Genomic DNA, 26,935 nt, shown 5'->3' on the forward strand with positions numbered 1-26,935 from the left:
CGTCCGGGTCTACTGAGAACGCGGCGTTTCGAACGCTGGTTCCGTTCTTCCGGATGCTCCCCGGTGATAGCCGGATCGACGCAAGACAATCGTATACCGTCGACTCCGCCCGAGACCACTCGGCGGCGCGGGGATCTCCCTTGCCGAGGCGGCCCCGGGCTGGAGCCGTGGGTGCTCACAGCCCCCGGTTGCGTGCGACCTTATGCTGAGCGGCCTGGGCGATCGGTCGGATGACCATGAGATCGACGTTGAAGTGGTGGGGCCGGGTGAGGGTGTAGACGACGGCGTCGGCGACGTCGTCCGCGGTCAGCGGGTTCTCGACGCCTTCGTAGACCTTCGCGGCCTTCGTCTCATCACCGCCGACGCGTTTGACGGTGAACTCGTCGGTGGCGACCATTCCTGGTGCGATCTCGATGACGCGCACGGGTTCGCCGGCGAGCTCGAGGCGCAGGGTCGCTGCCATCGAGTGGGTGCCGTGCTTCGCAGCGACGTAGCCACCGCCGCCTTCATAGGCCTGATGGCCGGCGGTTGAGGACATGACGACGATGTCTCCGCGGCCGGAATCGATGAGAGCCGGCAGCAGTGCTTTGACGACGCGCAGGACGCCGAGGACGTTGATGTCGAACATGTCCCGCCACCCGTCGACCGATGCTTCGGCGACGGTGTCGGTTCCGAATGCGGCGCCGGCATTGGCCACGAGGGAATGGACGGCTCCGCCGGCGAGCACCTGTTCGGCCATGGACACCACGGCGGCGTCATCGGTGAGGTCGGCGACGATGTAGTCGGCTCCGGTCTCCTCGGCGAGGGCCTTGAGCTTGTCCTCACGGCGAGCCACGGCGACGACGTCCCAGCCCTGCTCGCGCAGCTGTCGGACCGTGGCCGCACCGATTCCGGAACTGGCTCCTGTGACTACTGCTCTGAGCTTTTCCATCTGTGTTCTCCTCTGTCGGGTCTGTCGGCGGGTTTGAGTCTGGATTCCGGAAGCGGGGTTTCCTGTTCGCATCTCAGTCTACGGAGTCGGCTCTCGGCCGCGTGCGGTGTCTTCTGAGCCGAGATCGGTCTCGAAAGGGCCGCTCCCGGCCGGCTCGGGTGGCGTCGTTTCTTCCGGGGTCGTCGACGCGGCAGGTGGGGCACCCTTCGCGCCCGGTCGGAGTTTCTTCACGCTCGGTCGGGTGTGCGGGTTGCGGGGCCCGCCTTCGCCGAAGACGGCACGGAAGCCGGGGATCTTCACTGCCACCCAGGTGACTGCGGCGCAGATGATCGCATAGGCGATCGGCATGATCACGGCGTGGAGGAGGACGCCTGGCACGGTGTCAGGCAGGCCCATGGCATTTCGGACAGGGTAGAGCAGGAGCGGATGGAGGAGGAACACACCGAAGGAATACGGGTAGAACCGGTGCAGCAGTCCGAAGCCTTCGCGCAGATGGAAATGCAGGAGGAGGTAGGCGGCCATGGAGGCGAGGACGACTCCGGGGGCGAGGTATTCATACGGGAACATCCACGGCTTCTCGCCGGGACCCAGACCTGCCCAGACCGCGGTTCCGGCGACCGCGATGATGAGGCTGACCCACGCCAGGACTGCACCTCTGACCGAGAGCACGATATCGCGCAGCACCCAGCCGAGGATGTAGAAACCGGCCATCGGCAGGAACCTGGTGGCGATATTGGCTTCGCCGACGTCGAAGACCATCGACACCCACTGGTCGGTCATGCCGATGCCGAGGAAGATCAGACCGGTCCCCCACTGCAGACGGCGGGAGCCATGGACGCTCAGCAGGCGGAAGAACGGGGTGAGCAGGGTCAGACCGGCAAGGACGTAGAGGAAGTAGAGCTGGACGAAGGGCGATCCGGTGAGGATCGCGATGCCCGGGTTCCAGGTGTCATCGTCGGGCTGCAGGTAGTAGCGGCGGAACAGAACGTACACGACTGTCCAGAACACGAGGGGGATGCCGATTCGCCAGACACGTTTGGACAGGAACCTGCGCGGTTTGCTGCCCCGGTCGGGGTCGAGGGCCAGAGCCCCGGAGATCATGATGAACACGGGCACCGACCACCGGCAGGCGGAGTCGATGGTGTTGGCCAGCCACCAGTCGGGTCCCATACTCGCGAAGTTCTCTTCGACGACGGTGCCCAGGGAATGGATGGCTACGACGGCGATGATCGCGATCGCACGTGCCGGATTCATCCACGCGGTCGACGTGGGCGGCGGATTCTCTGTCGGAATTCGGTCCAAGGGCGCCATGTGTCCATGATGTCATTGCCCGCGGCGCAGGCGACTCACTGCGCCTTCAGGGTGTGAGCCGTCCCACGCCGTCGGACTGGGGCGGCCGGGGCGCGAGTGCTGCACTCGAGCTCCGGTCGGGCTTCGCGCGGCCACTGGCGCGAACCGGTTTGGCCGATCGCGAACCGGGTGAGAAAATCAGCAATTATGAACACACCTGCCTTTTCGGACTCGACGCACGAGTCAGTGAACCTTCCTGACAAGCCGGCCCTCGAGGGGCTGCGGGACAAATGGGACGCCGCGTGGAGCGAGCAGAATGTCTACGCCTTCGACGTCGACACCGATCGCGAGCAGGTCTACTCGATCGACACTCCCCCGCCGACCGCCTCGGGGTCGCTGCATGTCGGACACGTGTTCTCCTACACCCAGACCGACATCATCGCCCGCTATCAGCGGATGACCGGCAAGAACGTGTTCTATCCCCTCGGCTGGGACGACAACGGCCTGCCGACCGAACGTCGCGTGCAGAACTACTACGGAGTCACCTGCGATCCCGGCCAGTCCTACGACCCGGACTTCCAGCCGCCGGAGAAGGCACCGAAGAATTCGCGCGACTTCGTCAAGGTCTCTCGCCAGAACTTCATCGAACTGTGCGAGAAGCTCTCCGCCGAGGACGAGAAGGTGTTCGAAGACCTCTTCCGCTCCACCGGACTGTCCGTTGATTGGAAGTACACATACCGCACGATCGATGACGATTCGCGTGCGGTGAGCCAGCGGGCCTTCCTCACCGATCTGAAGAACGGGCATGCCTATTCGCAGGACGCACCGACCATGTGGGACGTCACCTTCGGCACTGCTGTGGCTCAGGCCGAACTCGAGGATCGTGAGCGCGAAGGCGCGTACCACAAGGTGAAGTTCTTCCCCGAGGGCGCTGATGGCCTGGCCGACACCTCGGCGGAACCGATCATCATCCTCACCTCGCGTCCGGAGCTCATTCCTTCGGTCGTGGCGCTCGTCGCCCATCCCGATGACGAACGCTACGCCTCCCTGTTCGGCACGAATGTCGTTTCGCCGCTCTTCGGTGTCAGCGTCGAGATCCGCGCCCATGAGCTTGCGAAGTCCGATAAGGGCACCGGCATCGCCATGGTCTGCACCTTCGGCGACCTCACCGACGTCACGTGGTGGCGTGAACTCGATCTGCCGACCCGCGCGGTGATCAACCGAGGCGGCCGCCTCAACCTCGAGGTGCCCGAGTGGATCGCGAACTCGCCGAAGTCCGATGCTGTGGCCAACTATGAGGCGCTGGCAGGAAAGACGACGTTCTCTGCGCGCAAGGACATTGCGCAGATGCTCATCGACTCCGGTGACCTCATCGGTGAGATCGAGCCGATCACGCATCCGGTCCCGTTCTACGAAAAGGGCGACAAACCGCTCGAGGTCGTCACCAGCCGTCAGTGGTACATCCGCAACGGCGGGCGGTCGGCCGAGCTGCGGGATGCGCTCATCGCCCGCGGTCGCGAGATCGAGTGGCATCCGGGGTACATGCGCTCCCGCTACGAGAACTGGGTGGAGAACCTCAACGGCGACTGGCTGGTCTCCCGGCAGCGGTTCTTCGGTGTCCCGATTCCGCTGTGGTACCGCCTCGACGCTGATGGTCAGCCCGATTATGATGATCCGATCGTGCCCGAGTCGCTTCCGTGCGACCCCATCGCCGAGGCTCCCGCCGGCTTCACCGACGACCAGCGTGATGTGCCCGGCGGGTTCACCGCAGACCCGGATGTCCTCGACACCTGGGCGACGTCGTCGCTGACGCCGCAGCTGCTCGGCGGCTGGTCGCGTGACGAGGAGTTCTTCGACAAGGTCTTCCCCTTCGACCTGCGTCCGCAGGGACACGACATCATCCGCACTTGGCTGTTCTCCACCGTGGTCCGGGCGAACTCGCTCAACGATGCGGCACCGTGGAAGCACGCCGGCCTGTCGGGGTGGATCCTCGATCCGGACCGGAAGAAGATGTCGAAGTCCAAGGGCAATGTCGTGGTTCCGTCGGACATCCTCGGCGAGGCGAAGCCGGGATTCGGTCCTGACGCGGTCCGCTACTGGGCGGCCAGCGCGAAACTCGGTGCGGACACCGCTTATGACGTCACACAGATGCAGATCGGCCGCCGGCTGGCGATGAAGCTGCTCAACGCCTCGAAGTTCGCTCTGGCACAGGGTGTGCATGCCGGTCTCATCGGTCAGCTCGGCGCCGTCACCCACGATCTCGATCGGGCCCTGCTGGCAAAGCTTGCCGAGGTCGTCGAGCAGGCCGGGAAGCATATGGCCGCTTACGACTATGCTCATGCACTGCGTGTGACCGAGAGCTTCTTCTGGGAGTTCACCGATGACTATGTCGAGCTCGTCAAGGACCGTTCCTACGGCTCATCGGGATCTGACGATCAGCTGTCGGCGCACGTCACCTTGGCCACTGCTCTGGATGTCCTGCTGCGTCTGTTCGCTCCGTTCACTCCGTTCGTCACCGAAGAGGTCTGGTCCTGGTGGCGCACCGGTTCGGTCCACCGTGCGCCGTGGCCGGCAGATGAGGTGCTGAGCCATCCGGAATCGTCCGTCGATCCCGAGCTGCTAGCCTCGGTGGCAGCCGCACTGACCGAGATCCGCCGCACGAAGACCGAGGCCAAGGTGTCGCAGAAGACCGAGGTCGCTTCCGTGACCATTCAGGCGCCGGCCACCGTCGTCTCCGCGATCACGGCGGCAGAAGGCGACCTCACGGCGGCGGGCCGTATCAAGTCCCTGAGCACCGAGGAAGCCGGCGATGAGATCACCATTGCCTCGATCGACTTCGTCGACCAGGACTGAGCCGAACACCAGCCGGCCCTGACTGTCAGAAGAAGCAGCTTCCGGCCCCACCGGCTGAACTGAGACCCGAACTGGTCCCGCAGAGCCCCGCGACATTCGTTCCTCCGCAGCGTCGGAGCAGTGGATGCCGTGGGGCTCTGTTCATGTTCCGGAACGGATACACGAAATGACCGGGGTCTGCGTTCTCTCCGCCGTACTATGGTTATCGACCACTGAAGAAACACCGAAGTCCTCCCTGAACGAAAGGTCCCCAGAACCGTGAGAAGCGAACTCTTTTCCAAGCGCAACGCCGAGGTCCAGAACCAAGAGCGGTGGACGCTCCAGTCGAACAAGATGCTGCGTTCGGTGGTCACGCCGAACGCGCCGATGATCGCTACCAAGGGCGCGATGGTCGCCTATCAGGGCGATGTCCGCTTCACCCACCAGGGGTCGAAGTCGGTCGGCCAGTTCATGAAGAAGGCAGCCACCGGCGAGGGCGGAAACGTCATGCGCGTCGAGGGACACGGAGAGGTGTTCTTCGCCAGGGAGGCCTCGAACATCTTCATGATGGCGCTCGAAGGTCCGCAGGACGCACTGACCGTCAACACCGCGAATCTGCTCGCCTTCGACGACGCGCTCAGCTGGGAGATCAAACGCATCAAGGGCGGTGTCGGTGCGATGGTCAGCGGTTCGGGACTATTCAACCTCGAACTTGCCGGCCAGGGCACTGCCGCCATCTGCTGCAAGGGTGAGCCCATGGTCCTCGACTGCTCGCAGCAGCCGACCTTCGTCGACCCGCAGGCCGCCGTCTGCTGGTCCTCGGCGCTGGCCCCGCAGATCAAGACCGACGTCAGCGTCGGCACATTCTTCGGTCGCGGCTCCGGTGAGTCCGTGCAGCTGGCATTCCACGGCCCCGGCTTCGTCGTCGTCCAGCCCGCAGAGAACGCCGTCTACTCGGCCACCACCAGCTGACGCACCTGGCGGCCGTCCGCAGCATCACCACGCTGACGCACCCCCGACCTGCAGCTTCGGCAGCGAGTCGGGGGTGTCGTCGTCTCCCCCGCGCATCTCCCCATGTTCTCGCATCGGGCGCCCCTCACCCGTCGTGACTCAACGCCTTGGTGCACAACGGTGTTTCGACAGGACGGGAGAGGGATGCGCCAGCACCGGGGCGTAAAGACACCAACGCGGTAGAGCGAGAGCAGCACTGAGAGATGCGAAAGTACTGGAGCGTCATGGCTCTTGCAATCCGGTGCGAGTGGTACGCGGCAAGCTGCGCGACAATACCCGAAAGCGCAGAAGAGTCGGGCTATCCTGACATGTCGGAGAAACCGAGTCCGCTTGGCTCATTCGGGGCTCGACGTCGACTCTCCGCTGGGGCGTCAGGCGTTCAAGCGCACGGGTCCGGGGTGACCGGGAATACTGGCCGGAATGGAGCAGTCCCTCCGGGACGACGACTCGCGCTGATTCGGGGACGACTCGTAGCAGGAGTACGGTCGAACGTCAGGTCTGCTTGATGGATCAGGCAGTGGGGACAGTGTGCTCGTGCCCGCCGCGTTCGACCCGGTATTTCCGGAAGGTCGGAAAGGCCACCGCACAGGCGAGCACGAGAACGATGACGGCGATGCCGCCACCCGCCGAGGCGACCGTGGTGTCTGTGACTGCAGCAACGGAGCCGTGGAGGACGTCCGCGATACGAGGTCCGCCGGCGACGACGACGATGAACACTCCCTGCATCCGACCGCGCATCGCATCGGTTGCGGCTTCCTGGAGCATCGTCTGCCGAAAAGCGCCGGAGACGATATCGGCTCCTCCGCCGACCGCCATCGCAGCCAAAGCGACGACGAGTGCGGTCAGCCAGAACCCAGCCGCCAGCTCAAGGGACAGTCCGAACACCGTCATTGCCGCACCCCAGACGACGATGGCGACGATGACGGCCAGTCCCTGGCGCTCCACACGTGAGACCCACCCCGAGAAGATCCCGGCCAATGCACTTCCGCCGGCCAGCGCGGCGAAGAGCAGCGAGAAGACGATGCCGCCCTCAGGCGGACCGTCGAAGGTCTCCGCGGCGATCTGCGGGAACAGGGCCCGTGGCATTCCGAAGACCATCGCAATGATGTCCACCAGCAGAGAGACCATGACGACGGTGTTCGTCCGCAGATACCGGAACCCGTCGACGATGCCTTTGAACCCCGACCGAGTATCGAGCTGTTTCTGCGGCGGCAGCGACGGCAGTCGCATCACTGCGTAGAGCGTAGCGAACAGGAACACGGCGTCGATGACGTAGAGCAGCTGGTACCCGAACAGAGGGATCAGCGCTCCGCCGACGACAGGGCCGACGACGGCGCCCAATGTCATCACAGTCATGTTCAGCGAGTTCGCCGCGGGCAGCAGGCCGAGCGGGATGATCGACGGCAGCAGAGCTCCCCGAGCCGGCTGGTTGAGTGCGAAGAATGCCTGCTGCATCGAAAACACCGACAGCAGCAGCCAGACATTGTCGATGCTGAGCACCGCGATGAGGGCAAGTATCGCGCTCGTGACGATCAGACCGACCGTCGAGATCACGAGCAGTCTGCGTCGATCGATGACATCGGCCAACGATCCGCCCCACAGCCCGAAGACGATGAGAGGAATCAGCCCGAACGCACCGGCGAGCCCGACATACCCGGACGACCCGGTGATATGGAAGATCTGTGCGGGGATCGCCACAACAGTCATCTGCGCACCGATGACGGTGACGATATTGGCCACCCACAGTCGTCGGAACGACGCGTAGCGCAGTGGGCGTGTGTCGGCCAGGAGTCTCATGCGAAAAGAGACTCAGGCAGACTTCTTATTCGTCCTGTTCCGTGACTTCGGCACGAGGGTCGGGGCGACATTGGATTCGACGACGTCCTTGGTCACGACCACCTCGGCGATGTCTTCGCGTGAAGGCACATCGAACATGACCGGCTGCAGGACCTCTTCCATGATCGAGCGCAGGCCACGAGCGCCCGTGCCGCGCAGCAGAGCGAGATCGGCGATCGCCTCAAGTGCCTCGGTCTCGAATGTCAGGGAGACATTGTCGAACTCGAACATCCGCTGGTACTGCTTGACCAGGGCGTTCTTCGGTTCCGTGAGGATCGACATCAGCGCTGCCCGGTCGAGGTTGGACACAGTGGCCAGCACCGGCAGGCGGCCGATGAACTCCGGGATGAGGCCGAACTTGAGCAGATCTTCGGGAAGGATGTCCGCGTAGAGGTCCTCTTCGTCGTTCTTCGACTGCAGCAGGGCGCCGAAGCCGATTCCGTGCTTGCCCTTGCGGCCGGCGACGATCTCCTCCATCCCGGCGAAAGCGCCGGCGACGATGAAGAGCACATTGGTCGTGTCGATCTGCAGGAAGTCCTGGTGCGGGTGTTTGCGCCCGCCCTGCGGCGGCACCGACGCCTGGGTGCCTTCGAGGATCTTCAGCAGTGCCTGCTGCACGCCCTCACCTGACACGTCACGGGTGATCGACGGGTTCTCCGACTTGCGAGCGATCTTATCGATCTCGTCGATATAGATGATTCCGTGCTCGGCACGCTGGATATCGAAATCCGCGGCCTGAATGAGTTTGAGCAGGATGTTCTCGACGTCTTCGCCGACGTAGCCGGCTTCGGTCAGCGCGGTGGCATCGGCGACCGCGAATGGGACATTGAGGCGTTTGGCCAGCGACTGGGCGAGGTAGGTCTTTCCCGAGCCGGTGGGACCGACGAGCAGAATATTCGACTTCGCGATCTCAACCTCGGACTCGCTGGAGCCGAGGGTCTTCTCGTCACCGGACTGCAGCGAACGGATGCGCTTGTAGTGGTTGTAGACGGCTACCGACAGTGCCTTCTTCGCCGGTTCCTGACCGACGACGTACTCCTGGAGGAAGTCGAAGATCTCACGAGGTTTGGGCAACTCGAGTTCGGCCTGCTCCGGACTGGATTCGCTGAGCTCCTCTTCGATGATCTCATTGCACAATCCGATGCATTCATCGCAGATGTAAACACCAGGTCCGGCGATGAGTTTCCGAACCTGCTTCTGAGACTTCCCACAGAAGTTGCATTTGAGCAGGTCTGCTCCGTCCGCACTGCGAGCCACTGTCACAACCTTTCGCCAGGACGCTTGGCCCCAACTCTACCGCTCGTGTTTCCTGTACCTCAATAGCTTCCCATACGTGGCTGACACGAGCCCCCAGCCACGACTCGGTGTGTCGGCGGAAGGAACCGAGAACGGGTCCGTCCGATCACAATCGCACGAACCCGTTCTCAGTGTTTCCCTGTCCTCCGACAGGTGATCAGCTCGCGTTCTTGCGCGAAGAGAGCACCTGGTCGACGAGACCGTAGTCCTTGGCCTGCTCGGCCGTGAGGAAGAGGTCGCGTTCGATGTCGTTCGAGACCTGAGCGGCCTCCTTGTTCGAGTGCTTGGCCAGAGTTCCCTCGAGCCATTCGCGCATCCGCAGCACCTCAGCGGCCTGGATCTCGAGGTCAGAGGCCTGACCCTGTCCCTGCCCCTGCATCGCGGGCTGGTGGATGAGCACTCGCGCGTTCGGCAGGGCCAGACGCTTGCCGGGAGTGCCGGCGGCCAGCAGCACGGCAGCTGCGGAGGCGGCCTGACCGAGGCAGACGGTCTGGATCTCCGGCTTGATGTACTGCATCGTGTCGTAGATGGCCGTCATCGCCGTGAACGACCCACCCGGCGAGTTGATGTACAGAGTGATGTCGCGGTCAGGATCCTGCGATTCGAGGACGAGCAGCTGAGCCATGACATCGTCGGCGGAGGTGTCATCGACCTGTGCGCCGAGGAATACGACGCGGTCGTCGAAGAGCTTCGTGTAGGGATCCTGGCGCTTGAAGCCATAGGGTGTGCGCTCTTCGAACTGCGGCATGACATAACGCGACTGCGGCATGTTCGACGCCGTCGAACCCGGCATAAAGTTCATTGAATTCATTCTTCCCTCACTCCTGCTCAGTTGTTCTCGACGTCGGACGCGCGGGTGACCATCTTGTCGATGAATCCGTATTCGAGCGCCTCTTCGGCGGTGAACCAGTGGTCGCGGTCGTTGTCCTGGAGGATCTGCTCGAGCGACTTCCCGGTCTGCTGAGCAGTCAGTTCGGCCATCTGCTTCTTCATGTGCAGGATCAGTTCGGCCTGGATCTTGATGTCGGTGGCCGTGCCGCCGATGCCGCCCAGCGGCTGGTGCATGAGGATGCGGGCGTGCGGGGTCGCGTAGCGCTTGCCCGGGGTGCCCGAGGAGAGCAGGAACTGTCCCATCGAGGCGGCCATGCCCATGGCCACGGTGGAGACATCGGGCTTGATGTACTGCATCGTGTCGTAGATGGCCATTCCGGCGGTGACGGAGCCGCCGGGCGAGTTGATGTAGAGCGAGATGTCCGCTTCGGGATCTTCGGCGGCCAGCAGCATCATCTGCGCGCAGATGGCGTTGGCGTTGTCGTCACGCACTTCCGAACCGAGCCAGATGATGCGCTCTTTGAGAAGACGATTGAAGATGTGGTCGTCCAGACCCATTCCCCCACCGGCGTCGAGGCCGACGGGAGCTGTCATGTCGTATGCGCTCACGTTTCACTCCTGTGTTCTGTGGATGGCTTGTTATGGACTCTAACCGCTCTCCCCCGGGTTTTAGTCCGCGGCGAGGCCCGTGTTCGCCCTCAGCGTGATCGGACCTGCGCAGATGCGAAGACGGTGGGTGCGGATCGTGATCCGTACCCACCGTCTCATCAGGATTCCACCGCCGAGGCGGCTCGTCCTCAGTTCTCTTCGGCGGCCTCTGCAGGTGCTTCGTCCGCGGCTCCCGCGCTCTGCGCAGTCGCGTCGGCATCCTCGGCGCCGGCTTCCTCGGCGTCGTCCCCGGCGGAGGTGAAGGCCTCCATGTCGACGACGTTTCCGGCGGTGTCCTTGACCGTGGCACCGGCGAGGACGGCGGCCAGAGCCTTGCGGCGCGAGACCTCACCGACGAGGGCGTTGACCTGGCCGGAGCTGTCGAGCATCTGGGCAAACTCGTTGGGGTTCATTCCGTACTGCTGCGAAGCGGAGATCAGGTACTCGATGAGTTCGGGCTGGCTGACCTCGACGTTCTCGGCTTCGGAGACCGCATCGAGGATGAACTGCGTGCGCAGGTTGCGCTCGGTCTCCTCGGTGACCTCCTTGCGGTGCTCGTCGTCGTCCGAACGGTTCTCGGACTCGAGGTGACGCTCGACCTCGTCGGTGACGATCTTGGCCGGGACCGGGACGTCGAGGGTCTCGATGAGATGCTCGAGGACCTTGTCCCGCGCCTGGACGCCCTGCTCGGTCTCCTTGGCCTTGCCGGCCTGGACGCGCAGGTCCTCCCGCAGTTCGTCGATCGTGTCGAACTCGCTGGCCAGCTGAGCGAAGTCGTCGTCGGCCTCGGGAAGTTCGCGTTCCTTCACAGCACCCAGGGTGATCTTCACGGTGCCCTGCTCGCCGGCGTGCTCGCCGCCTGCGAAGGTGGTCTCGAAGGTCGTGGTCTCTCCCGCGGAGAGGCCGTCGAGCGCTTCGTCCATGCCTTCGAGCATCGTTCCGGCACCGACCTGGTAGGAGATGTCGGAGGCGGTGTCGATCTCTTCGTCACCGATGGTGGCGACGAGGTCGAGGGTGACGAAGTCGTCCTTGGCCGCGGGGCGCTCAACGGCGACGAGGGTTCCGAAGCGGGTACGCAGCTGCTCGAGCTCTTCGTCCACATCGGCGTCGGTGACCTCGATGGGGTCGACCTCGATGTTGATCGTGTCGTAGGCAGGCAGCGTGACCTCGGGGCGCACGTCGACCTCGACGGTGAAGCCGAGTTCGCCGTCTTCGGTTCCGTCGAGTCCGGGAACCTCGGAGATCTCGACCTCGGGCTGGCCCATCGGCTTGAGGTCGTGCTCTTCGACCGCGTTGCGGTAGAAGTCGTCAAGACCGTTGTTGATGGCTTCCTGGATCACAGCAGGACGGCCGATGCGCTGATCGATGATGCGCGCGGGGACCTTGCCCTTACGGAACCCGGGGACGGTGACCTGGGCCCCGATGGTCTTGTATGCCTCGTCGACGCTCGGTTTGAGTTCGGCGTATGGGACTTCCACGCTGATCTTGACCCGGGTGGGGTCGAGTTGCTCGACGGAGCTCTTCACAGTGTGACCTTTCAAATTCGACAGTCATGCATTTTCGGTCATCTCCGACCTGATCATCCGGGTTCGTGACCGCAAACGGTCATCTCACAGCCTGATCGGTCATCTCGTGACCTTAGAGGGAGCGAAAGTCCACGAATAGTTCGCGCACGTCCGCAAGACGCAATCCCCTATGTTACGCGAAACCCCGCCCGATACGCGAAACCGGGGTGATTTCACGAGCTCGTTCCACCTCGGTGCCCATAGAGTTCGTCGAGGGTGATGATGACGTTGGCCGCAGTCCACGACAGCGGCGCCACGGAGACCGGATCGCCGTCCCCGCTGATCTTCTCCGGCAGGGACCCTGCGCTCGTGCGGTGCTCTGCCAGCCAGTCGAGGATCGATTCGGCTCGGTCGCTGAGCCCGAGGCGCGCGAAGCCGAGCGCCATGAGCGACGTCGACGGCGTCCAGCTGGAGCGGTCGATGATCCAGCCGTGTCCGGGCTTGATCCCTCCGGCCGGCTGTTCGAGGTGGTCCCAGACGCCGGCGAGAACCTCGGGTTCGAGCGCGTAGATCCCCTCTGACCGATTCGACACGAGCCCGGCCGCAGGCAGGTAGGCGATGGCCGAATCCGATCCGCCCGAGGTGGGGTACCGCTGCATCCCATTGGCTCCGAAGGTTCGAGTGAAGGTCGCTCGAAAATCATCCGCTGCGAGCAGAACGGCTGCCGCATCCTCGCCGAGGCGGCCCCACAGTTCCGGATCCGCCTTCGTCAGTGCGGTGAGTGAGTTCATCCCGACCAGAGTCGGTCCGGCCAAGCCGAGGGTGACCTGGGATTCTCCGACCTCCCAATAGTCCGGGCCGACCGGAGGCAGGCTGCGACCGCGGTCGGTGAGGTCGAAGAGACGCCGGGTGGTCCGTCGCAGAAGGTCATCGAACTCGCCGAGGTCGAACTGAGCGGCCGTCGCCCTGGAGACCGAATGCACTTCGGAGATCGCCCACAGGACGAGACCGAGGGAGTCGAACTGCGACTCGCGATCGTCCGGAGGCAGTCCGGTCGACGGGTCGACGCGGGCGGCAAACGACCCGTCGACCGCTTGCACGGACTGCAGGCAGCGCAGATGGCTCCATGACAGTTCCGACAACCCGACCCGCGCCAGAGCCACTGCAGAGAAGGCCGTGTCCCGCGGCCAGACATAGCGCCAGGCATCGGCCCATCCGGCGACCGGCGCGGGCAGCTCGTCGCTGAGGACCCATAGGTCGAGCAGGGCGGAGACAGCGAGGTCGCGGCGATGGGCAGGCAGCGTTCCCAGCCACGATTCGCATCTGTCGAGGAATTCCCGCTGCCTCCGGGCCGGGCCCGGATCGGACAGATCCGGCATGACTCGTGACTGTGCGGGCAGGCGTCGTGCGGCGACGGCGTCGAGGGCCTCACGCCGGCCTGATCCGGTGTAGGCGGCGGTGACCGAGCGGACGGGATCCGGTTGGGCCGCCTCGGCGAGGGCTGCGGTGATCGCCGAACCGAGACCGATCGCACCGATCCCGGCGACCGCTCCGGTGAGCATCGCTCGCCGGCTGGGCCGGGCGATCGCCGACGCAGTGTCCCGCTCATCGCGCAAGGGCGTGCTCTGCGGCGGCTGATCGACTGTGGTCATCTGAGGATCTTACCCGTCCGGGAATGAAGAAACCGGCCAGACCATCAGGTCAGACCGGCTTGTGGAGGGGATGACGGGAATCGAACCCGCACCATCAGTTTGGAAGACTGAGGCTCTACCATTGAGCTACATCCCCGTGTTGCGAGTTCGACTATAGTCGAGAACTTCTTCGAGCGCCAAATCGACATTCGGTGACCTGTGTCACCCCTGCGATCTCAATGTGAGGTGCATCGCATTGACGGGTTTGCGCGATTCACAAGGTGCACGTCGCGACCCGCCTGTGGTTAGATAGGAGCCGTCGCGGGATGTGGCGCAGCTTGGTAGCGCATCTGTTTTGGGAACAGAGGGTCGCAGGTTCAAATCCTGTCATCCCGACAGACTCCAGCCGCCCGGACCGATCGGTCCGGGCGGCTTTCTCGTGCCCAAATACGCTGGCCCCAATTACTACCTGAGGGCGGCCCAGATACCTGGCGCTAGGTTGCTCAGCCGCCGTCAGGTAGTACCAAAGGAGACATCTCAGGTGAGGCTCACGCCTCGAAGTCGATGACCTGCCTGACGACCGTCCCGTCGGAGAGCGCGTCGAAGGCCTCGTTGAGCTCGTTCAGCTTGATCGTGTCGGAGATGAGCTCCTCGACGGGCAGCTTGCCTTCTCTCCATAACTGGGCATAGACGGGGATATCCCGACTCGGCACTGCCGACCCCAGATAGGAGCCGATCACGGTCCGGGCCTCGGCTGTCAGGGTCACCGGGGTGATGTGAGACTGCGCGTCCGGGGCGGGCAACCCCACCGTCACAGTCGTCCCGCCGACGGCTGTGGCCGTGAACGCGGTCTCGAAGGCCCGAGCATGCCCGACGCATTCGATGACGATCGGAGCCTTCCGCTCCCCGAGCTGTTCGGGGGTGTAGACCTCGATGGCGCCGAGTTCCTTCGCCCGCACCAGCTTGTCGGGGTTCGCGTCGACGCCGATGACTCCGGCCGTCTCGATCGACAGAGCCGTGATGAGCGCGGCCATTCCAACTCCGCCGAGACCGACGATCATCACCTCATCATCCGGTCCCGGCCGTCCCGCATTGAGCACCGCTCCCCCGCCGGTGAGCACGGCGCAGCCGAGCACCGCAGCGATGGAGGCGGGAACATCGTCGTCGACGGGAACCACGGATGCCCGGTTGACCACTGCGTGAGTGGCGAACACGGACGCACCGAGGTGGTGGAGCACCTCGGCGCCGGTGTCGTCGTGGAGACGCACCTTGTGTCCGTCGAACGGCAGGGTCCCTGCTCCGTTCGTCGCACTGCCAGGCGTGCACGGAAGTTTTCCGTCGGTGCGGCAGTTCGCGCACTCCCCGCAGCGAGGCAGGAACACTGTGACGACCTGTTGGCCGATCTCGAGATCATCGACGCCGTCGCCGAGCTTCTCAACGACTCCCGCGCCTTCGTGCCCGAGCAGCATCGGCAGCGGGCGGGGACGGTTGCCGTCGACGACAGAGAGATCCGAGTGGCAGACCCCGGCCGCCGTCATCCGAATGAGCACCTCACCGGGACCCGGCTCATCGAGTTCGAGGGTCTCAACCGACATCGGCTGCGACTGAGCAAATGGCCGAGGCCGCTGCATCTCGCGCAGCACAGCGCCGTGGATCTTCACAGTGTTCTCCCTCTTACAGAGCCTGCCGGCCCTGCTCCTCATACTTCGCCATGATGTCGATGCGGCGTTCGTGGCGCTCATCGCCGGAGAACGGCTCGGCCAAGAATGCATCGACGATCGCGATCGCTTCGGCTTCCGGGTGCTGGCGGGCACCGACGGCGACGATCTGCGCGTTGTTGTGCTGACGGGCCAACTTCGAGATCTCCGGGTTCCAAGCCAGAGCGGTGCGTGCACCCTTGACGAGGTTCGCGGCCATCTGCTCGCCGTTGCCCGATCCGCCGATCACGACTCCGAGTGCTTCTTGACCGGCGGCTTGATCGTCGACGACGGCCTGTGCCGCGGCGATGCAGAAGGCCGGGTAGTCATCGAGCGCGTCATATTCAAGGGCGCCGTGGTCGACGACGTCGTGCCCGGCCGACTCGAGGTGCGCCTTGAGCACCTCCTTGAATTCGAATCCGGCGTGGTCGGTGCCGAGGTGAACCTTCATATGTCTGCCTTTCGGTGGGATCTGTTGATCGATCGAGTCCGCTGATTGTGCGGACCGTTGAGTCTCAGTCGAAGTTCGGGCCCTGGTCACGTGTGCGCTTGAGTTCGAAGAATCCCGGCGTCGAGGCGACCGCGAGGACTCCGTCAAAGAGGCGTCCGGCGTCCTCTCCCTTCGGAGCGGGGGTGACGACAGGACCGAAGAACGCGGTTCCGGCGACACGGCAGATCGGTGTGCCGACATCGTCGCCGACCAAGCTCAGAGCCTCGTCGTGGGAGGCCTGGAGCTGCGCGTCGTAGTCATCGGTCTCGCCGTACTTCATGAGGTCGGCGGGCAGCTGAAGTTCGGCCAGAGCCTCGGACACTGCCTTCTCGAAGTCCTTCTCTCCGCCCGGGTGGATCCTTGTGCCGATCGCGGTGTAGAGAGGTTCGGCAATCTCCTCACCGTGCTCGGCGATCGCGGCGGTGACGATGCGCATCGGGGCCAAGGCCCGGTTCATCAGTGCCCGGTAGTCCTCGGGAATGTCTTTGTCCCGATTGAGGAAGTTCAGGCTCATCGGGTGGAACTTCACCTCGACGTCGCGGACCTTCGCCACTTCGAGTCCCCAGCGTGAGGTCATCCATGCCCACGGGCAGGCCGTGTCGAACCACAGATCGAGTGTTTCCTTGCTCACTGTCTCTCCTCCGTCAAACGCTCGCGGGTCCCGTGCCGGGCACCCATCGTGTCAGTGCTCAATCTATCAAGACCGGCCATCCTCGGTGACGGTGGCCGAATCGCGATCAGTCGCACCGACACCTCCGCAGCGGAGCCTGTCCATGAAAGAATGACCGAGTACACCCGGTTCCCGAAGCGAAGGTCACCTCACTGTGCCGCAACACAATCTCACACGCGACGAAGCACGCGAACGTTCAGCCATCGTGGACGTCACGAGCTACGAGCACACTCTGATCCTCACAGGAGTCGGTGAGAGTTTCCGCGTCCGTTCACGTATCCGGTTCACCGCGGCAGCGGATTCGACGACATTCATCGACGCCATCACCGCGAGTGTCGAGCGCGTCCGACTCAACGGCACCGACCTCGACCTCGCCGAGGTGGTCGCACCGGCCCGCATCACCCTTCCCGGCCTCGCCGCTGAGAACGAACTCATCGTCGATGCCCATTTCGCCTATATGAACACCGGAGAAGGTCTGCACCGATTCGTCGACCCGATCGATGACGAGGTCTACCTCTACTCTCAGTTCGAGGTCCCTGACGCCCGCCGTGTCTTCCCCGTGTTCGAGCAGCCCGATATCAAGTCTCCGTACTCCTTCACCGTCGTCGCGCCGGAGAAGTGGACCGTCGTCTCGAACTCCCCCACTCCGACTCCGAGCGACGCGAAGGAGACCTTCGCCGAGCTCGGAGAGGAACCGCAGGAGGGCATGGCGGTGTGGCAGTTCGCCCCGACCACGCCGATTTCGTCGTATATCACCGCGATCATCGCCGGCCCGTATGAGTCCGTGCATTCGCAGCTGACTTCCTCCGACGGTTCGATTGTTCCTCTGGGCCTCTACTGCCGCGCGTCTCTGCTCGAACACCTCGATGCGACGAAGCTGTTCCGGATCACGAAGGCCGGTTTCGAGTTCTTCGAACGCGAATTCGGTGTCTCCTACCCGTTCGAGAAGTACGATCAGCTCTTCGTGCCCGAGTTCAATGCCGGAGCGATGGAGAATGCCGGCGCCGTGACGATCCTCGAGAACTATGTGTTCCGGTCACGTCCAACCGAGGCTCTTGTTGAGCGCCGGACCGTCACGATCCTCCACGAGCTCGCCCATATGTGGTTCGGCGACCTCGTCACCATGCGCTGGTGGAACGATCTGTGGCTCAACGAGTCCTTCGCCGAGTTCATGTCGACGCTGGCGACGGCCGAGGCCACCGAATTCGCCGATGCGTGGACGACCTTCGCCACGATCGAGAAGTCCTGGGCCTACCGACAGGATCAGCTGCCGAGCACGCACCCGATCGTCGCCCCGATCGAGGACCTTGCCGACGTCGAAGTCAACTTCGACGGAATCACCTACGCCAAGGGCGCTTCCGTGCTCAAACAGCTCGTGGCCTGGGTCGGTCGCGAGGAGTTCTTCTCCGGCCTCAAGAGCTACTTCGACAAGCACGCGTGGTCGAACACCGAGCTCTCCGATCTGCTCACGGAGCTCGAGGCCACCTCGGGCAGGGATCTGGAGAGCTGGTCGAAGCTGTGGCTGGAAGAATCCGGAGTCAACCTCCTCGAGGCCGTCGTCACCACTGAAGCCGGTGATGGCACGGCCAAGGCATCGGGAACGGACGAGCAGACGATCTCGAGCCTGCGCGTGACTCAGCAGCCCTGGTCGATTCCGGGTCAGCCGACCCCGTCGCTGCGTCCGCACCGGCTGGCCGTCGGCTTCTATTCGGACAACGGGCAGGGACGTCTGCAACGCACTCATTCCTTCCCCCTCGACATCGACGGAGAATCCGCAGAGGTGGACGAGGCTCGAGGCCTGGCCCTGCCCGATGTCATCGTCGTCAACGACGCCGATCTCAGCTATGCGAAGGTCCGCTTCGACGCCCGCAGCATGGACACTGCGGCGAACAGACTGGGTGACTTCGACGATTCGCTCACCCAGCTCCTCGTGCTGGCAACGCTGTGGGATGAAGTCCGTGACGGAGAACGGCCCGTCCACGACTACATCAACACCGTGCTCACGCACCTGAGCGCCATCACCCATTCCTCCGGACTGCTCACACAGATGCGCCAGCTCGATACCGCGGTCGGCTCCTACCTGCCGCCGCAGGAGCGCGAGGCGATGCACGCCGAGGTGGCTGACCGTTTCCTCGAGGTCCTCGAGGCGACCGAGGAAGGATCGGACCAGGCCTTCCAGTTCGTGCGCGGATTCATCCGTCACGCGACCACACCCGTTCAGCTGGAGCGTCTGAAGTCCTGGCTGCGACCGGAGACCGAACGCGTCTATGGGATCGCCCTGGACACCGATCTCACATGGGAGATCATCATCGGCCTGTGCTCGAACGACGCCGTCGACGATTCGACCGTCGAGGAGATGAGCCGCAGAGACCCCAGCGCCACCGGCGTCCGCCACGCCGCGACCGCACGGGCCAGCCGCCCCACCTCGGCGTCGAAATCGCAGACCTTCACAAGGATGGTCGACGATGCAGATCTGCCGAACTCGGAACTCGGGGCGCTCGCTCTCGGCTTCGGCACCGGGCTGCAGACGAACTCCGGGGATTCCATCGCCGCCGAGGCGCCGCTGCGGTCCTTCGCCGACGAATACTTCGCACGGGTGGCAGGCTGGTGGGAGACGCGCACCCTGGAGATGGCGCAGACGATGACTCTGCGGCTGTACCCACCGGTGAGTTCTGCCACAGTCGACGCCACGTCACAGTGGCTCGACGATCACCCCTCAGCGCCGAAGGGCCTGGTGCGGCTGATGCGGGAGAACCTCGCCGATGCGAATCGGGCGCTGCAGGTTCAGCGTGTGTCCAGCGCTTCCAAGGGATCATTGAACCTTCACAGTTAGTCTCGAAAGATCATGACAACCGATGCAATAGACTCCACTGTTCAGAACGCAAGTGACTTCGATTGGGCAACGTTCCTCCTCGGCGCTCCGCTGAAGATCACCGTGATCATCATCGGCGCCATCGTCGTCAACCTCATCATCCGGCTCTTCATCCGCCGGTTCACCACTGCGGTGGCCAAGGGCACGGTCGGCAGCGAGAAGGCCGAAAGCGCGGGACGAGCGAAATTCTCCGCCACCGCGCTTGAGGCTCAGCGGACCGGGATCGATGAGCAGACGATCAAGCAGCGCCGAGCCCAGCGGGCGAAGACCGTGGGGCGCATGCTGTCGTCGGTGACGACGATCCTCGTCAGTGTCATCGCGGTCCTCATGATCCTCGATGCGCTCAGCTTCAACATCGCCCCGATCCTCGCTTCTGCCGGTATCGCCGGTGTTGCCATCGCCTTCGGTGCTCAGGAGCTCGTCCGCGACTACCTGTCGGGATTCTTCATCGTCATCGAAGACCAGTATGGAATCGGTGACACCGTCGACCTGGGCGAAGCCGTCGGCGAAGTCGAGGACGTCGGCCTGCGCCGCACCCAGATCCGTGACCTCACCGGCACCCTGTGGCATGTGCGCAACGGCGAGATCCTGCGTGTGGGCAATCTGTCCCAGGGTTGGGCTCGTGCCGTGCTCGACATCCCGCTCGACTACCGGACCTCGATGGATGAGTACCGCGAGATGACCGCGGACATCACGCGCACTCTGCGGAAGGATCCCGAGCTGGCCAGTGCGATGTTGGAGGATCCCGAGATCGCCGGTGTCCAGTCGCTGTCGGGCTCCCACCGGGTCATCCGCACGATGGTCAAGACCAAGCCGAACCTGCAGTGGATGGTCGAGCGTGCCTTCCGTGCCGAACTGATGACCCAGCTGGCAAAGCGCGGCGGACAGATCGGTATGGTGCAGGAGACGGTTCTGCGCACCCTGCCCGCTCAGGAGAAGGCGATGGCTCCGGCAGTCGCCGAGGATTCCGAGAATCCCTCGCCTCTGCCCAGTGACCAGGAGATCCGCAGCACCGTGCAGGAGGACTCCCCCAGTGAAGGATCGAGCGATGTCGCAGACAACTGACGGTTCCATCTTCGAGGCCGTCGGCGGGCATGACACGTTCACCCGCCTCGTCGACGTGTTCTACCAGCATGTCGATGCGGATGCTCAGCTCATTGCGATGTATCCCGACGGCCATGAGCTGGAGGGGGCGAAGCACCGTCTGCAGATGTTCCTCGAGCAGTATTTCGGGGGACCGTCGACCTACCAGGAGCAGCGAGGTCACCCGCGACTGCGGATGCGGCATTTCGACTATCCGATCGATTTCGATGCCCGGGACCGCTGGCTGCGCTGCATGCGCGCGGCGCTCGACGATGTGAGCCTGCCGCCGCTGTACGACGAGATGTTCTGGGACTACTTCCAGCGGGCAGCGACCGCGATGGTGAATACGAACCCGAACATCCGGTGATCACTCTCCGGTGACCACAGACCGCTGATCACAGTCCGCGGGCACGCGTGAGCAGGTGACCGCCTGGGTTGACGAGACGCAGCCAGCCTCCGGATTCCATGATGCGCAGCTGACGGTCGTCATCGCGCCCCGGCGGTGGAATGAAGCGCAGCGCAGCGGCTGCGAAGGCCAATCCTCCTGGCATCCCGGTTCCCTGCTCACCCGTCATCGGACGTGACCACACGCGTGAACGCAGAGCTTTGACCGCGTGTCCCCCGGAACCCTCGGGCGCACCGGTGCTGATCTCTGCGATACCCGACTCCGCAGTCTCGTGGAGCCGTCCGACGCTGATCGTGTCGTACTCGGACCAGCCCCCGCGCGGAGGCGCGATCCCGGTCCACGACACGAGCACCGAATTCGGCGGCACCGGCAGAGTGGTTCCATTCTCGTCTCGGGCGAAGCGGTCGAGCAGATTCGACAGCGGCACCGCCTCGTCGAATCCGTCTTGTTCGTGGTCGTCCAGGCGCAGCATACGCATGGCCAGCACCAGCGGTGTCGAATCGCCGAGCCCGTGCGGGAACAGCGGGGCCACGGTGGCGGCCAGGACGTCGGAGGCGACCTGCAGTCGCATCGCTCCGTCAGCATCTGCCCTGTGCGCCAGAGAAGTGAAGGCGGAGAGATCCCGCATCGCCAGCGGGTCACTGATATGCAGATCCGTCATCGTCGAGCCCTCCGCAGCGGAACGGGCGTGCCGAGCACCGATTCCATGGCGACGGTCTCGGCTTCGCTGAGGCGTCGCGGCCGGCCGCTGGCGATGTCGATGAAGACGATGACGGTCTCGGCGACCGTGTAGGTGCGCGAACCGTCCGGTTCGCAGATGACATAGCCCACCGTCACCGAGGCGGGTCGCACATCGCTGATGACGAGATCGACGGCGATGGGTCCGGTCCGATAGGGAATCGGGGCACGGTATTCGATGGCGTGGGAGGCCACGAGCAGCTCGGTGGTGGCAGAGGCGTCGGCGAAGATCGTCGGTATCTCGACCCCGCTGACCGTCTCGGACACCCCATGCTCTCCCGGCGTGGTCGGTGCATCGGAGCTGTGGGTGGGAGAGCCGAGAGCACGGACGCGAGCCTCTTCCAGCAGTTTGAGCTGGGTGACGTTGTTCACATGGCCGTAGGCGTCCATATCACCCCATCTCAGTTCCAACAGTACGCGGGTGAATTCGTCGAGAAGGGGGTTGGTGGCGCCAGAGTGCATGCCTCCCATCATGCCACCTTCCTCACGACGGTGCCGCACGCGATAGGATCGTGACTCGTACGCACGATTGGCCCAGTCATCCGAGGGAGAAGCCCATGACCGACGAAGCATCCTCCGAAGCGGAGGCGAACGTAGCTCGGCTGCACGAGATCCTCGATCTGCGCCGGCTCGAGTTCACTGCGGCGTCCAGCGAAACGGACTTCTTCATCGGGCACAGCCAGTACAAACCCGACGGTCGAGTCTTCGGCGGGCAGGTGCTCGCACAGTGTGTCGTCGCAGCAGCTGCCACACTTCCCAGTGACCGCCTGATCCATTCGCTCCACGGATATTTCCTGCGCGCCGGCGATGTCAGCGAGCCCATCGAATTCGGCGTCGAACGGCTGCGTGACGGCCGTTCGTTCTCTGCCCGCCGCGTCCACGCATATCAGAAGGGCGCGCCGATCCTGTCATTGAGCGCTTCATTCCAGGACGACCAGCCGGGTCTCAGCCATGCCGAGCAGATGCCGACCGGTCTGCCGGCTCCCGCGGACTGCCCGGAACTGCTTGACTATATCGGTGACGAGGATTCTCCGGTCGTCAGCGACTGGCTGCGGAAGCGTCCCTTCGAAGTCCGTCCTGTCGAGCCGTCCCTGCACACCTCGGGCGTCTCCGATCCCTCGATCACCGAACAGCATTCCTGGTTCCGAGCCAGTTCGAGCTTCGGCGACGATCCAGTGCTCAATGCTGCGGCTCTGGCCTATGCCAGTGACTTCAACCTGCTCGAACCCGTCCTTCGTCATCACGAACTGACGTGGCGAACCCCGGGGCTGCGGGTGGCCAGCCTCGACCACGCGATGTGGTGGCACCACCGGGTGCGCGTCGACGACTGGATGCTCTATGTGCAGGAGTCTCCTGCCGCACAGGGTGGGCGCGGTCTCGGCTACGGCCGCATCTTCGCTCAGGACGGAACCCTGCTGGCCACTGTGGCCCAGGAAGGCATGGTCCGGGTCAAGGAGGTTCAGTGACGAGTAAGGACCCGACGATGATGGACATCATCGGCACCATCCTCAGCCGACTGGTCAACGTGGCGCTTTTCCTCGTCATCGGGCTGCTCAGCCTCGTGGCGTTCATGGGACGCACGGATCTGCATGTGGCGGTCTGCGGGCTGTTGGCAGTCGTATGTGGAGTCATCGGCACGATTCTCGTCCGTCTGCTGTTCAGAGAGATCGCGAACCTCGGCGGACTCACCCGCCGGTCAGAGGACTGACTCTTCTCCTCACTCGGTCGCGGCTTCACGCTGGCCCGCTTGGACCGTCCGCCAGCGGACGCAGTACACGTCTCCCACCGATTCTGTGCGGGCGCGTTCATCGTCCACCGGTTCCGCAAGGATACAGTGATGCCCCGGTCTCTATGACCGGGGCATCACTGTGTTCGAAAGAAGAGTCGGAACCGTTTCGGCTCAGACCGAACTGAGCTCAGTCTCGGGTGAGACGACGGTGGGTGACTCGGTGCGGTCGGGCCGCATCTTCGCCGAGTCGCTCGACCTTGTTCTTCTCATAGGCTTCGAAGTTGCCTTCGAACCAGTACCAGTTCGCCGGGTTCTCCTCTGTGCCCTCCCACGCGAGGATGTGCGTGGCCACACGGTCGAGGAACCAGCGATCGTGCGAGACGACCACTGCGCAGCCGGGGAACTCGAGCAGAGCGTTCTCCAGCGAGCCGAGGGTCTCGACATCGAGGTCGTTCGTCGGCTCATCGAGCAGGAGCAGGTTTCCACCCTGTTTGAGGGTGAGAGCGAGGTTAAGGCGGTTGCGCTCACCGCCGGAGAGGACTCCGGCTTTCTTCTGCTGGTCCGGGCCTTTGAATCCGAACGCGGAGACATAGGCACGGGAGGGCATCTCCACCTTGCCGACCTGGATGAAGTCGAGTCCGTCGGAGACGACCTCCCACAGGTTCTTGTCCGGATCGATTCCGCCGCGGGACTGATCGACATAGGAGATCTTCACGGTCTCTCCGACCTTGAGATCTCCGCCGTCGAGCTCTTCCATACCGACGATCGTCTTGAACAGCGTCGACTTTCCGACGCCGTTGGGGCCGATGACGCCGACGATGCCGTTGCGCGGCAGGGAGAAGCTCAGGCCGTCGATGAGTTTGCGCCCATCGAAGCCCTTTTCGATCTTGTCCGCTTCGATGACGACATCACCGAGGCGGGGGCCGGCCGGAATCTGAATCTCTTCGAAGTCGAGCTTCTGCGTCTTCTCCGCCTCGGCCGCCATCTCTTCGTAGCGGGCCAGACGTGCCTTCGACTTCGTCTGCTTCGCCTTGGGGTTCGAACGCACCCATTCGAGTTCGTCTTTCAGCCGCTTGGCGAGTTTCGCGTCCTTCTTACCCTGGACCTGAAGGCGCTCCTGCTTCTTCTCGAGGTAGGTCGAGTAGTTGCCCTCATACGGGTAGAGGTGCCCACGGTCGACTTCGGCGATCCATTCGGCCACGTGGTCGAGAAAATACCTATCGTGGGTGATCGCGATGACAGCGCCCGGGTAGGTCTTCAGGTGCTGCTCGAGCCACAGCACCGATTCCGCATCGAGGTGGTTCGTCGGCTCGTCGAGGAGCAGCAGATCGGGCTTCTCGAGCAGAAGCTTGCACAGTGCCACACGGCGACGTTCACCGCCGGAGAGAACGGAGACGTCCGCGTCCGGCGGCGGGCACCGCAGAGCGTCCATCGCCTGTTCGAGCTGGGAGTCGAGATCCCAAGCGTCAGCGGCGTCGATGGCCTCCTGCAGCTTGCCCATCTCTTCCATGAGGGCGTCGAAGTCCGCATCGGGATCGGCCATCTCCTCGGAGATGGCGTTGAAACGATCGACCTTTGCCTTGATCTCGCCGACGCCTTCTTCGACGTTGCCGAGGACGGTCTTCTCTTCATTCAGGGGCGGCTCCTGCATGAGGATGCCCACCGAGTACCCAGGGCTGAGTCGAGCTTCACCGTTGGAGGGCTGCTCGATACCCGCCATGATCTTCAGAATGGTTGATTTGCCGGCGCCGTTGGGGCCGACCATACCGATCTTCGCTCCGGGGTAGAACGACATCGATACATCGTCGAGGATGACTTTGTCACCGTGCGCTTTGCGCGCCTTGTGCATGGTGTAGATGAATTCGGCCATAGTGCACTCAGGCTATCGGTTCGGCGCACCCCAGCGCCACTTGACGCTCGGCATCCGCCGGGGATGTCCGAACTTCCGCCGAGGCGGCCAGACCTGCGTTGACGAGCGCTCAGCCTCCGCCGAGAGACGGGGCTTCACCCGAAGTGCCACCCTCGCTCGAAGTCTCCTCGGACCCGCCCTCACCGGAGGATCCGTCGGTGCCCTGAGAACCATCGGTTCCTTGGGAACTGTCAGTGCCTTCGGAGCCCGCAGTCCCTTCCGCTCCCCCGGTGCTTGCCGACGAGGAGCCGTCTTCACTCGGCACGGGGCTCTCGGTTTCCCCATCCTTGCCGTTGATGTCCTCGCCGGGCAGGTGGCCGGCACCGTTCGAGTCGCCGTCTTCGTCGCGCTTCTCGCCCTTCGGCGCTTTGACACCTTTCGGCCGTTCCACTTCGCCGAACAGGCAGGAGCCCGTCGATTCCGTGGGCTGGACGAGGTCGGCGGTGGCTTTGCCCCTCCGGATCTCGCCGACGACGCAGCCCTTGTCGGTCTTGACTCCGAACATCTTCGAAGGAACTTCATTGCCGAGCGGCGATTCGTCGATCGTCGCCTCCAGCTGTTCGGGCTCATATCCGGCGTCGAGCATCGTGGAGAAGAACTTCTTCGTCGACGGCACCGATTCCTTGTCACCCGTCAGCGGTTTGAGTGCCTTGAGCACCTTGTCGACTTCGGCAACGGGCTTCGCCTGGGTCTGCTTCGGCTGCGGCTGCGAATCATCGGCACCGAAGCCGAGAAACGAGCAGCCCGACAATGCCAAAGTCAGTGCCGCAGCACTCAGCACAGGAACAAGACGCATCTGCAACCTCGGCGAGAGGGGACGATTGACAGTCTCACTCTAGCGGATGACACGGGCCGCGAGGCGCATCGATTCTCCAGGACGGCAAGGAATTCACGCGATCAGAAGGGCGCCGCGACTTTTGCGGTCTCCTGCGCGATCGGATCATCTTCGGCACCGGTGTCGATGTCGGCATCGGCGCCGCTCGCGGGATCGACGATGTCGCCACGATCGGTGTCGCCGTCGGATTCGGACTCCGGCGGCGTTTCTGCGGTGCCCAAGGTGTTCCAAACCGAATCATTCGATCCGGATGACTCAGAGTTCGACTCTCCGGTCGTCGACTGTGAGCGGTCGGCTGCTTTAGCGCGCTTGTAATGAGCGGTTCCGTACCTCAGGTCGGGGCCGATATGCTCCGCGACCACCGTCGGCGAGATTCCGCTGCGCTCCTCGGTGGCCCATTCTCGATTCCTCAAGCTGCCCGACACGATCACTGCGGCGCCCGTGTTGAGCGACATCGCGGAATTGCTCGCCAGGTCGCCGTAGCAGTCGACGCCGAACCACGAGGTGCCGTCTGTGACGAACTCACCGGTGTTCTTGTCGACTCTCCAATGGTTGACGGCCAGCCTGAACGAGGCGCAGGCTCGCCCGGACGGCAACGTACGCGCGCTCGGCTCGGTGGCGATGGTGCCGGTGACGGTGATCGGGATTGCGGACATCGGAGTCTCCAAATCGGTGTGATGGAACCATACGGTCGT

Annotated in this window: 23 protein-coding genes and 2 tRNA genes; 8 read left to right on the forward strand and 17 right to left on the reverse strand. The window is 63.8% G+C overall.

The window, feature by feature from the left end; genetic code table 11:
- Nucleotides 1-175: 175 nt before the first annotated feature.
- Both ACU4IU_RS00570 and ACU4IU_RS00575 read right to left on the reverse strand, forming a co-directional pair.
- Complete coding sequence (locus tag ACU4IU_RS00570) at nt 176-931, reverse strand: SDR family oxidoreductase (RefSeq protein ID WP_139467019.1); 756 nt, start codon at nt 929-931, stop codon at nt 176-178.
- Nucleotides 932-1,009: 78 nt separating this feature from the next.
- Complete coding sequence (locus ACU4IU_RS00575) at nt 1,010-2,242, reverse strand: acyltransferase (protein WP_139907952.1); 1,233 nt, start codon at nt 2,240-2,242, stop codon at nt 1,010-1,012.
- Between the two features lie 186 nt (nt 2,243-2,428).
- Here ACU4IU_RS00575 and valS point away from each other — a divergent pair, with 186 nt between their 5' ends.
- Nucleotides 2,429-5,074 carry a valine--tRNA ligase gene (gene valS / locus ACU4IU_RS00580; protein ID WP_139467016.1) on the forward strand — a complete coding sequence of 882 codons (2,646 nt, stop codon included), beginning with the start codon at nt 2,429-2,431 and terminating at the stop codon, nt 5,072-5,074.
- Between the two features lie 258 nt (nt 5,075-5,332).
- Nucleotides 5,333-6,025 (forward strand): AIM24 family protein, encoded by a 693-nt coding sequence (locus ACU4IU_RS00585; RefSeq protein WP_139467014.1) that lies wholly within the window; start codon nt 5,333-5,335, stop codon nt 6,023-6,025.
- A gap of 549 nt (nt 6,026-6,574) precedes the next feature.
- Here the strand turns inward: ACU4IU_RS00585 and ACU4IU_RS00590 are convergent.
- The 7 genes from ACU4IU_RS00590 to ACU4IU_RS00620 form a co-directional block, all read right to left on the reverse strand.
- The gene (locus ACU4IU_RS00590; RefSeq protein ID WP_172169250.1) at nt 6,575-7,861 is read right to left on the reverse strand and encodes an MFS transporter; all 1,287 of its coding nucleotides are present in this window, start codon (nt 7,859-7,861) and stop codon (nt 6,575-6,577) included.
- A 12-nt stretch (nt 7,862-7,873) separates the two neighbouring features.
- Nucleotides 7,874-9,157 carry an ATP-dependent Clp protease ATP-binding subunit ClpX gene (clpX, locus tag ACU4IU_RS00595; protein ID WP_139467011.1) on the reverse strand — a complete coding sequence of 428 codons (1,284 nt, stop codon included), beginning with the start codon at nt 9,155-9,157 and terminating at the stop codon, nt 7,874-7,876.
- Between the two features lie 196 nt (nt 9,158-9,353).
- The gene (locus ACU4IU_RS00600; RefSeq protein WP_139467010.1) at nt 9,354-9,998 is read right to left on the reverse strand and encodes an ATP-dependent Clp protease proteolytic subunit; all 645 of its coding nucleotides are present in this window, start codon (nt 9,996-9,998) and stop codon (nt 9,354-9,356) included.
- Nucleotides 9,999-10,024: 26 nt separating this feature from the next.
- Nucleotides 10,025-10,621, reverse strand: a complete 597-nt coding sequence (locus ACU4IU_RS00605; RefSeq protein ID WP_101545567.1) for an ATP-dependent Clp protease proteolytic subunit — start codon at nt 10,619-10,621, stop codon at nt 10,025-10,027.
- 203 nt (nt 10,622-10,824) lie between these two features.
- Complete coding sequence (gene tig / locus ACU4IU_RS00610) at nt 10,825-12,201, reverse strand: trigger factor (RefSeq protein WP_446655649.1); 1,377 nt, start codon at nt 12,199-12,201, stop codon at nt 10,825-10,827.
- 212 nt (nt 12,202-12,413) lie between these two features.
- Entirely contained in the window at nt 12,414-13,832 is a 1,419-nt protein-coding gene (locus ACU4IU_RS00615) for a hypothetical protein (RefSeq protein ID WP_446655650.1), read from the reverse strand.
- Between the two features lie 62 nt (nt 13,833-13,894).
- A tRNA-Gly gene (locus ACU4IU_RS00620) sits at nt 13,895-13,968 on the reverse strand.
- 165 nt (nt 13,969-14,133) lie between these two features.
- Between ACU4IU_RS00620 and ACU4IU_RS00625 the strand changes: the two genes are divergently transcribed.
- Nucleotides 14,134-14,207: transfer RNA gene (locus ACU4IU_RS00625), tRNA-Pro, on the forward strand.
- A 152-nt stretch (nt 14,208-14,359) separates the two neighbouring features.
- On the opposite strand, the gene ACU4IU_RS00630 is transcribed toward ACU4IU_RS00625, so the two are convergent.
- The 3 genes from ACU4IU_RS00630 to ACU4IU_RS00640 form a co-directional block, all read right to left on the reverse strand.
- Entirely contained in the window at nt 14,360-15,472 is a 1,113-nt protein-coding gene (locus ACU4IU_RS00630; RefSeq protein ID WP_259356729.1) for an alcohol dehydrogenase catalytic domain-containing protein, read from the reverse strand.
- A 13-nt stretch (nt 15,473-15,485) separates the two neighbouring features.
- A complete protein-coding gene (locus ACU4IU_RS00635; protein ID WP_139467007.1) occupies nt 15,486-15,959 on the reverse strand; it encodes a ribose-5-phosphate isomerase in 474 nt (157 codons plus the stop codon).
- A gap of 64 nt (nt 15,960-16,023) precedes the next feature.
- A complete protein-coding gene (locus ACU4IU_RS00640) occupies nt 16,024-16,629 on the reverse strand; it encodes a mycothiol-dependent nitroreductase Rv2466c family protein (protein ID WP_139467006.1) in 606 nt (201 codons plus the stop codon).
- A gap of 193 nt (nt 16,630-16,822) precedes the next feature.
- Here ACU4IU_RS00640 and pepN point away from each other — a divergent pair, with 193 nt between their 5' ends.
- From pepN to ACU4IU_RS00655, 3 genes are read left to right on the forward strand one after another with little or no spacing between them, the layout of a single operon-like run.
- Nucleotides 16,823-19,501 (forward strand): aminopeptidase N, encoded by a 2,679-nt coding sequence (gene pepN / locus ACU4IU_RS00645; protein ID WP_446655651.1) that lies wholly within the window; start codon nt 16,823-16,825, stop codon nt 19,499-19,501.
- A 12-nt stretch (nt 19,502-19,513) separates the two neighbouring features.
- The gene (locus tag ACU4IU_RS00650) at nt 19,514-20,605 is read left to right on the forward strand and encodes a mechanosensitive ion channel family protein (protein WP_139467004.1); all 1,092 of its coding nucleotides are present in this window, start codon (nt 19,514-19,516) and stop codon (nt 20,603-20,605) included.
- A complete protein-coding gene (locus ACU4IU_RS00655) occupies nt 20,589-20,990 on the forward strand; it encodes a globin (protein WP_264801534.1) in 402 nt (133 codons plus the stop codon). Before ACU4IU_RS00650 ends, ACU4IU_RS00655 begins: the two co-directional genes overlap by 17 nt.
- Nucleotides 20,991-21,018: 28 nt before the next feature.
- Here ACU4IU_RS00655 and ACU4IU_RS00660 read toward each other — a convergent pair whose 3' ends face one another.
- Nucleotides 21,019-21,690 carry a hypothetical protein gene (locus ACU4IU_RS00660; RefSeq protein WP_446655652.1) on the reverse strand — a complete coding sequence of 224 codons (672 nt, stop codon included), beginning with the start codon at nt 21,688-21,690 and terminating at the stop codon, nt 21,019-21,021.
- Nucleotides 21,687-22,238: an acyl-CoA thioesterase gene (locus ACU4IU_RS00665; protein WP_446655653.1), complete on the reverse strand. Its 552-nt coding sequence runs from the start codon at nt 22,236-22,238 to the stop codon at nt 21,687-21,689. Before ACU4IU_RS00665 ends, ACU4IU_RS00660 begins: the two co-directional genes overlap by 4 nt.
- Before the next feature lie 86 nt (nt 22,239-22,324).
- Between ACU4IU_RS00665 and ACU4IU_RS00670 the strand changes: the two genes are divergently transcribed.
- Both ACU4IU_RS00670 and ACU4IU_RS00675 read left to right on the forward strand, forming a co-directional pair.
- Nucleotides 22,325-23,233, forward strand: a complete 909-nt coding sequence (locus tag ACU4IU_RS00670) for an acyl-CoA thioesterase (protein WP_446655654.1) — start codon at nt 22,325-22,327, stop codon at nt 23,231-23,233.
- Nucleotides 23,230-23,475 (forward strand): hypothetical protein, encoded by a 246-nt coding sequence (locus ACU4IU_RS00675; protein ID WP_446655655.1) that lies wholly within the window; start codon nt 23,230-23,232, stop codon nt 23,473-23,475. The genes ACU4IU_RS00670 and ACU4IU_RS00675 overlap by 4 nt, the downstream gene beginning before the upstream one ends.
- Before the next feature lie 208 nt (nt 23,476-23,683).
- Here the strand turns inward: ACU4IU_RS00675 and ettA are convergent, their stop codons facing one another.
- The 3 genes from ettA to ACU4IU_RS00690 form a co-directional block, all read right to left on the reverse strand.
- Entirely contained in the window at nt 23,684-25,366 is a 1,683-nt protein-coding gene (gene ettA, locus ACU4IU_RS00680) for an energy-dependent translational throttle protein EttA (RefSeq protein ID WP_262776804.1), read from the reverse strand.
- A 109-nt stretch (nt 25,367-25,475) separates the two neighbouring features.
- Complete coding sequence (locus ACU4IU_RS00685; protein ID WP_446655656.1) at nt 25,476-26,201, reverse strand: DUF6993 domain-containing protein; 726 nt, start codon at nt 26,199-26,201, stop codon at nt 25,476-25,478.
- Nucleotides 26,202-26,302: 101 nt separating this feature from the next.
- The gene (locus ACU4IU_RS00690; RefSeq protein WP_446655657.1) at nt 26,303-26,896 is read right to left on the reverse strand and encodes a single-stranded DNA-binding protein; all 594 of its coding nucleotides are present in this window, start codon (nt 26,894-26,896) and stop codon (nt 26,303-26,305) included.
- Between the last annotated feature and the right edge of the window lie 39 nt (nt 26,897-26,935).

This window comes from Brevibacterium sp. CSND-B09 (assembly GCF_052906525.1).

Coding starts and splice junctions, on each gene's coding strand:
- ACU4IU_RS00685 (WP_446655656.1), bottom strand. CDS start 26,201: ATGCGTCTTGTTCCTGTGCTGAGTGCTGCGGCACTGACTTTGGCATTG.
- ACU4IU_RS00590 (WP_172169250.1), bottom strand. CDS start 7,861: ATGAGACTCCTGGCCGACACACGCCCACTGCGCTACGCGTCGTTCCGA.
- ACU4IU_RS00575 (WP_139907952.1), bottom strand. CDS start 2,242: ATGGCGCCCTTGGACCGAATTCCGACAGAGAATCCGCCGCCCACGTCG.
- ACU4IU_RS00570 (WP_139467019.1), bottom strand. CDS start 931: ATGGAAAAGCTCAGAGCAGTAGTCACAGGAGCCAGTTCCGGAATCGGT.
- ACU4IU_RS00665 (WP_446655653.1), bottom strand. CDS start 22,238: ATGGGAGGCATGCACTCTGGCGCCACCAACCCCCTTCTCGACGAATTC.
- ACU4IU_RS00655 (WP_264801534.1), top strand. CDS start 20,589: ATGTCGCAGACAACTGACGGTTCCATCTTCGAGGCCGTCGGCGGGCAT.
- ACU4IU_RS00635 (WP_139467007.1), bottom strand. CDS start 15,959: ATGAAGGTTCACCTCGGCACCGACCACGCCGGATTCGAATTCAAGGAG.
- ACU4IU_RS00690 (WP_446655657.1), bottom strand. CDS start 26,896: ATGTCCGCAATCCCGATCACCGTCACCGGCACCATCGCCACCGAGCCG.
- ACU4IU_RS00650 (WP_139467004.1), top strand. CDS start 19,514: ATGACAACCGATGCAATAGACTCCACTGTTCAGAACGCAAGTGACTTC.
- ACU4IU_RS00600 (WP_139467010.1), bottom strand. CDS start 9,998: ATGAACTTTATGCCGGGTTCGACGGCGTCGAACATGCCGCAGTCGCGT.
- valS (WP_139467016.1), top strand. CDS start 2,429: ATGAACACACCTGCCTTTTCGGACTCGACGCACGAGTCAGTGAACCTT.
- ACU4IU_RS00615 (WP_446655650.1), bottom strand. CDS start 13,832: ATGACCACAGTCGATCAGCCGCCGCAGAGCACGCCCTTGCGCGATGAG.
- ACU4IU_RS00660 (WP_446655652.1), bottom strand. CDS start 21,690: ATGACGGATCTGCATATCAGTGACCCGCTGGCGATGCGGGATCTCTCC.
- ACU4IU_RS00670 (WP_446655654.1), top strand. CDS start 22,325: ATGACCGACGAAGCATCCTCCGAAGCGGAGGCGAACGTAGCTCGGCTG.
- ACU4IU_RS00605 (WP_101545567.1), bottom strand. CDS start 10,621: ATGACAGCTCCCGTCGGCCTCGACGCCGGTGGGGGAATGGGTCTGGAC.
- ettA (WP_262776804.1), bottom strand. CDS start 25,366: ATGGCCGAATTCATCTACACCATGCACAAGGCGCGCAAAGCGCACGGT.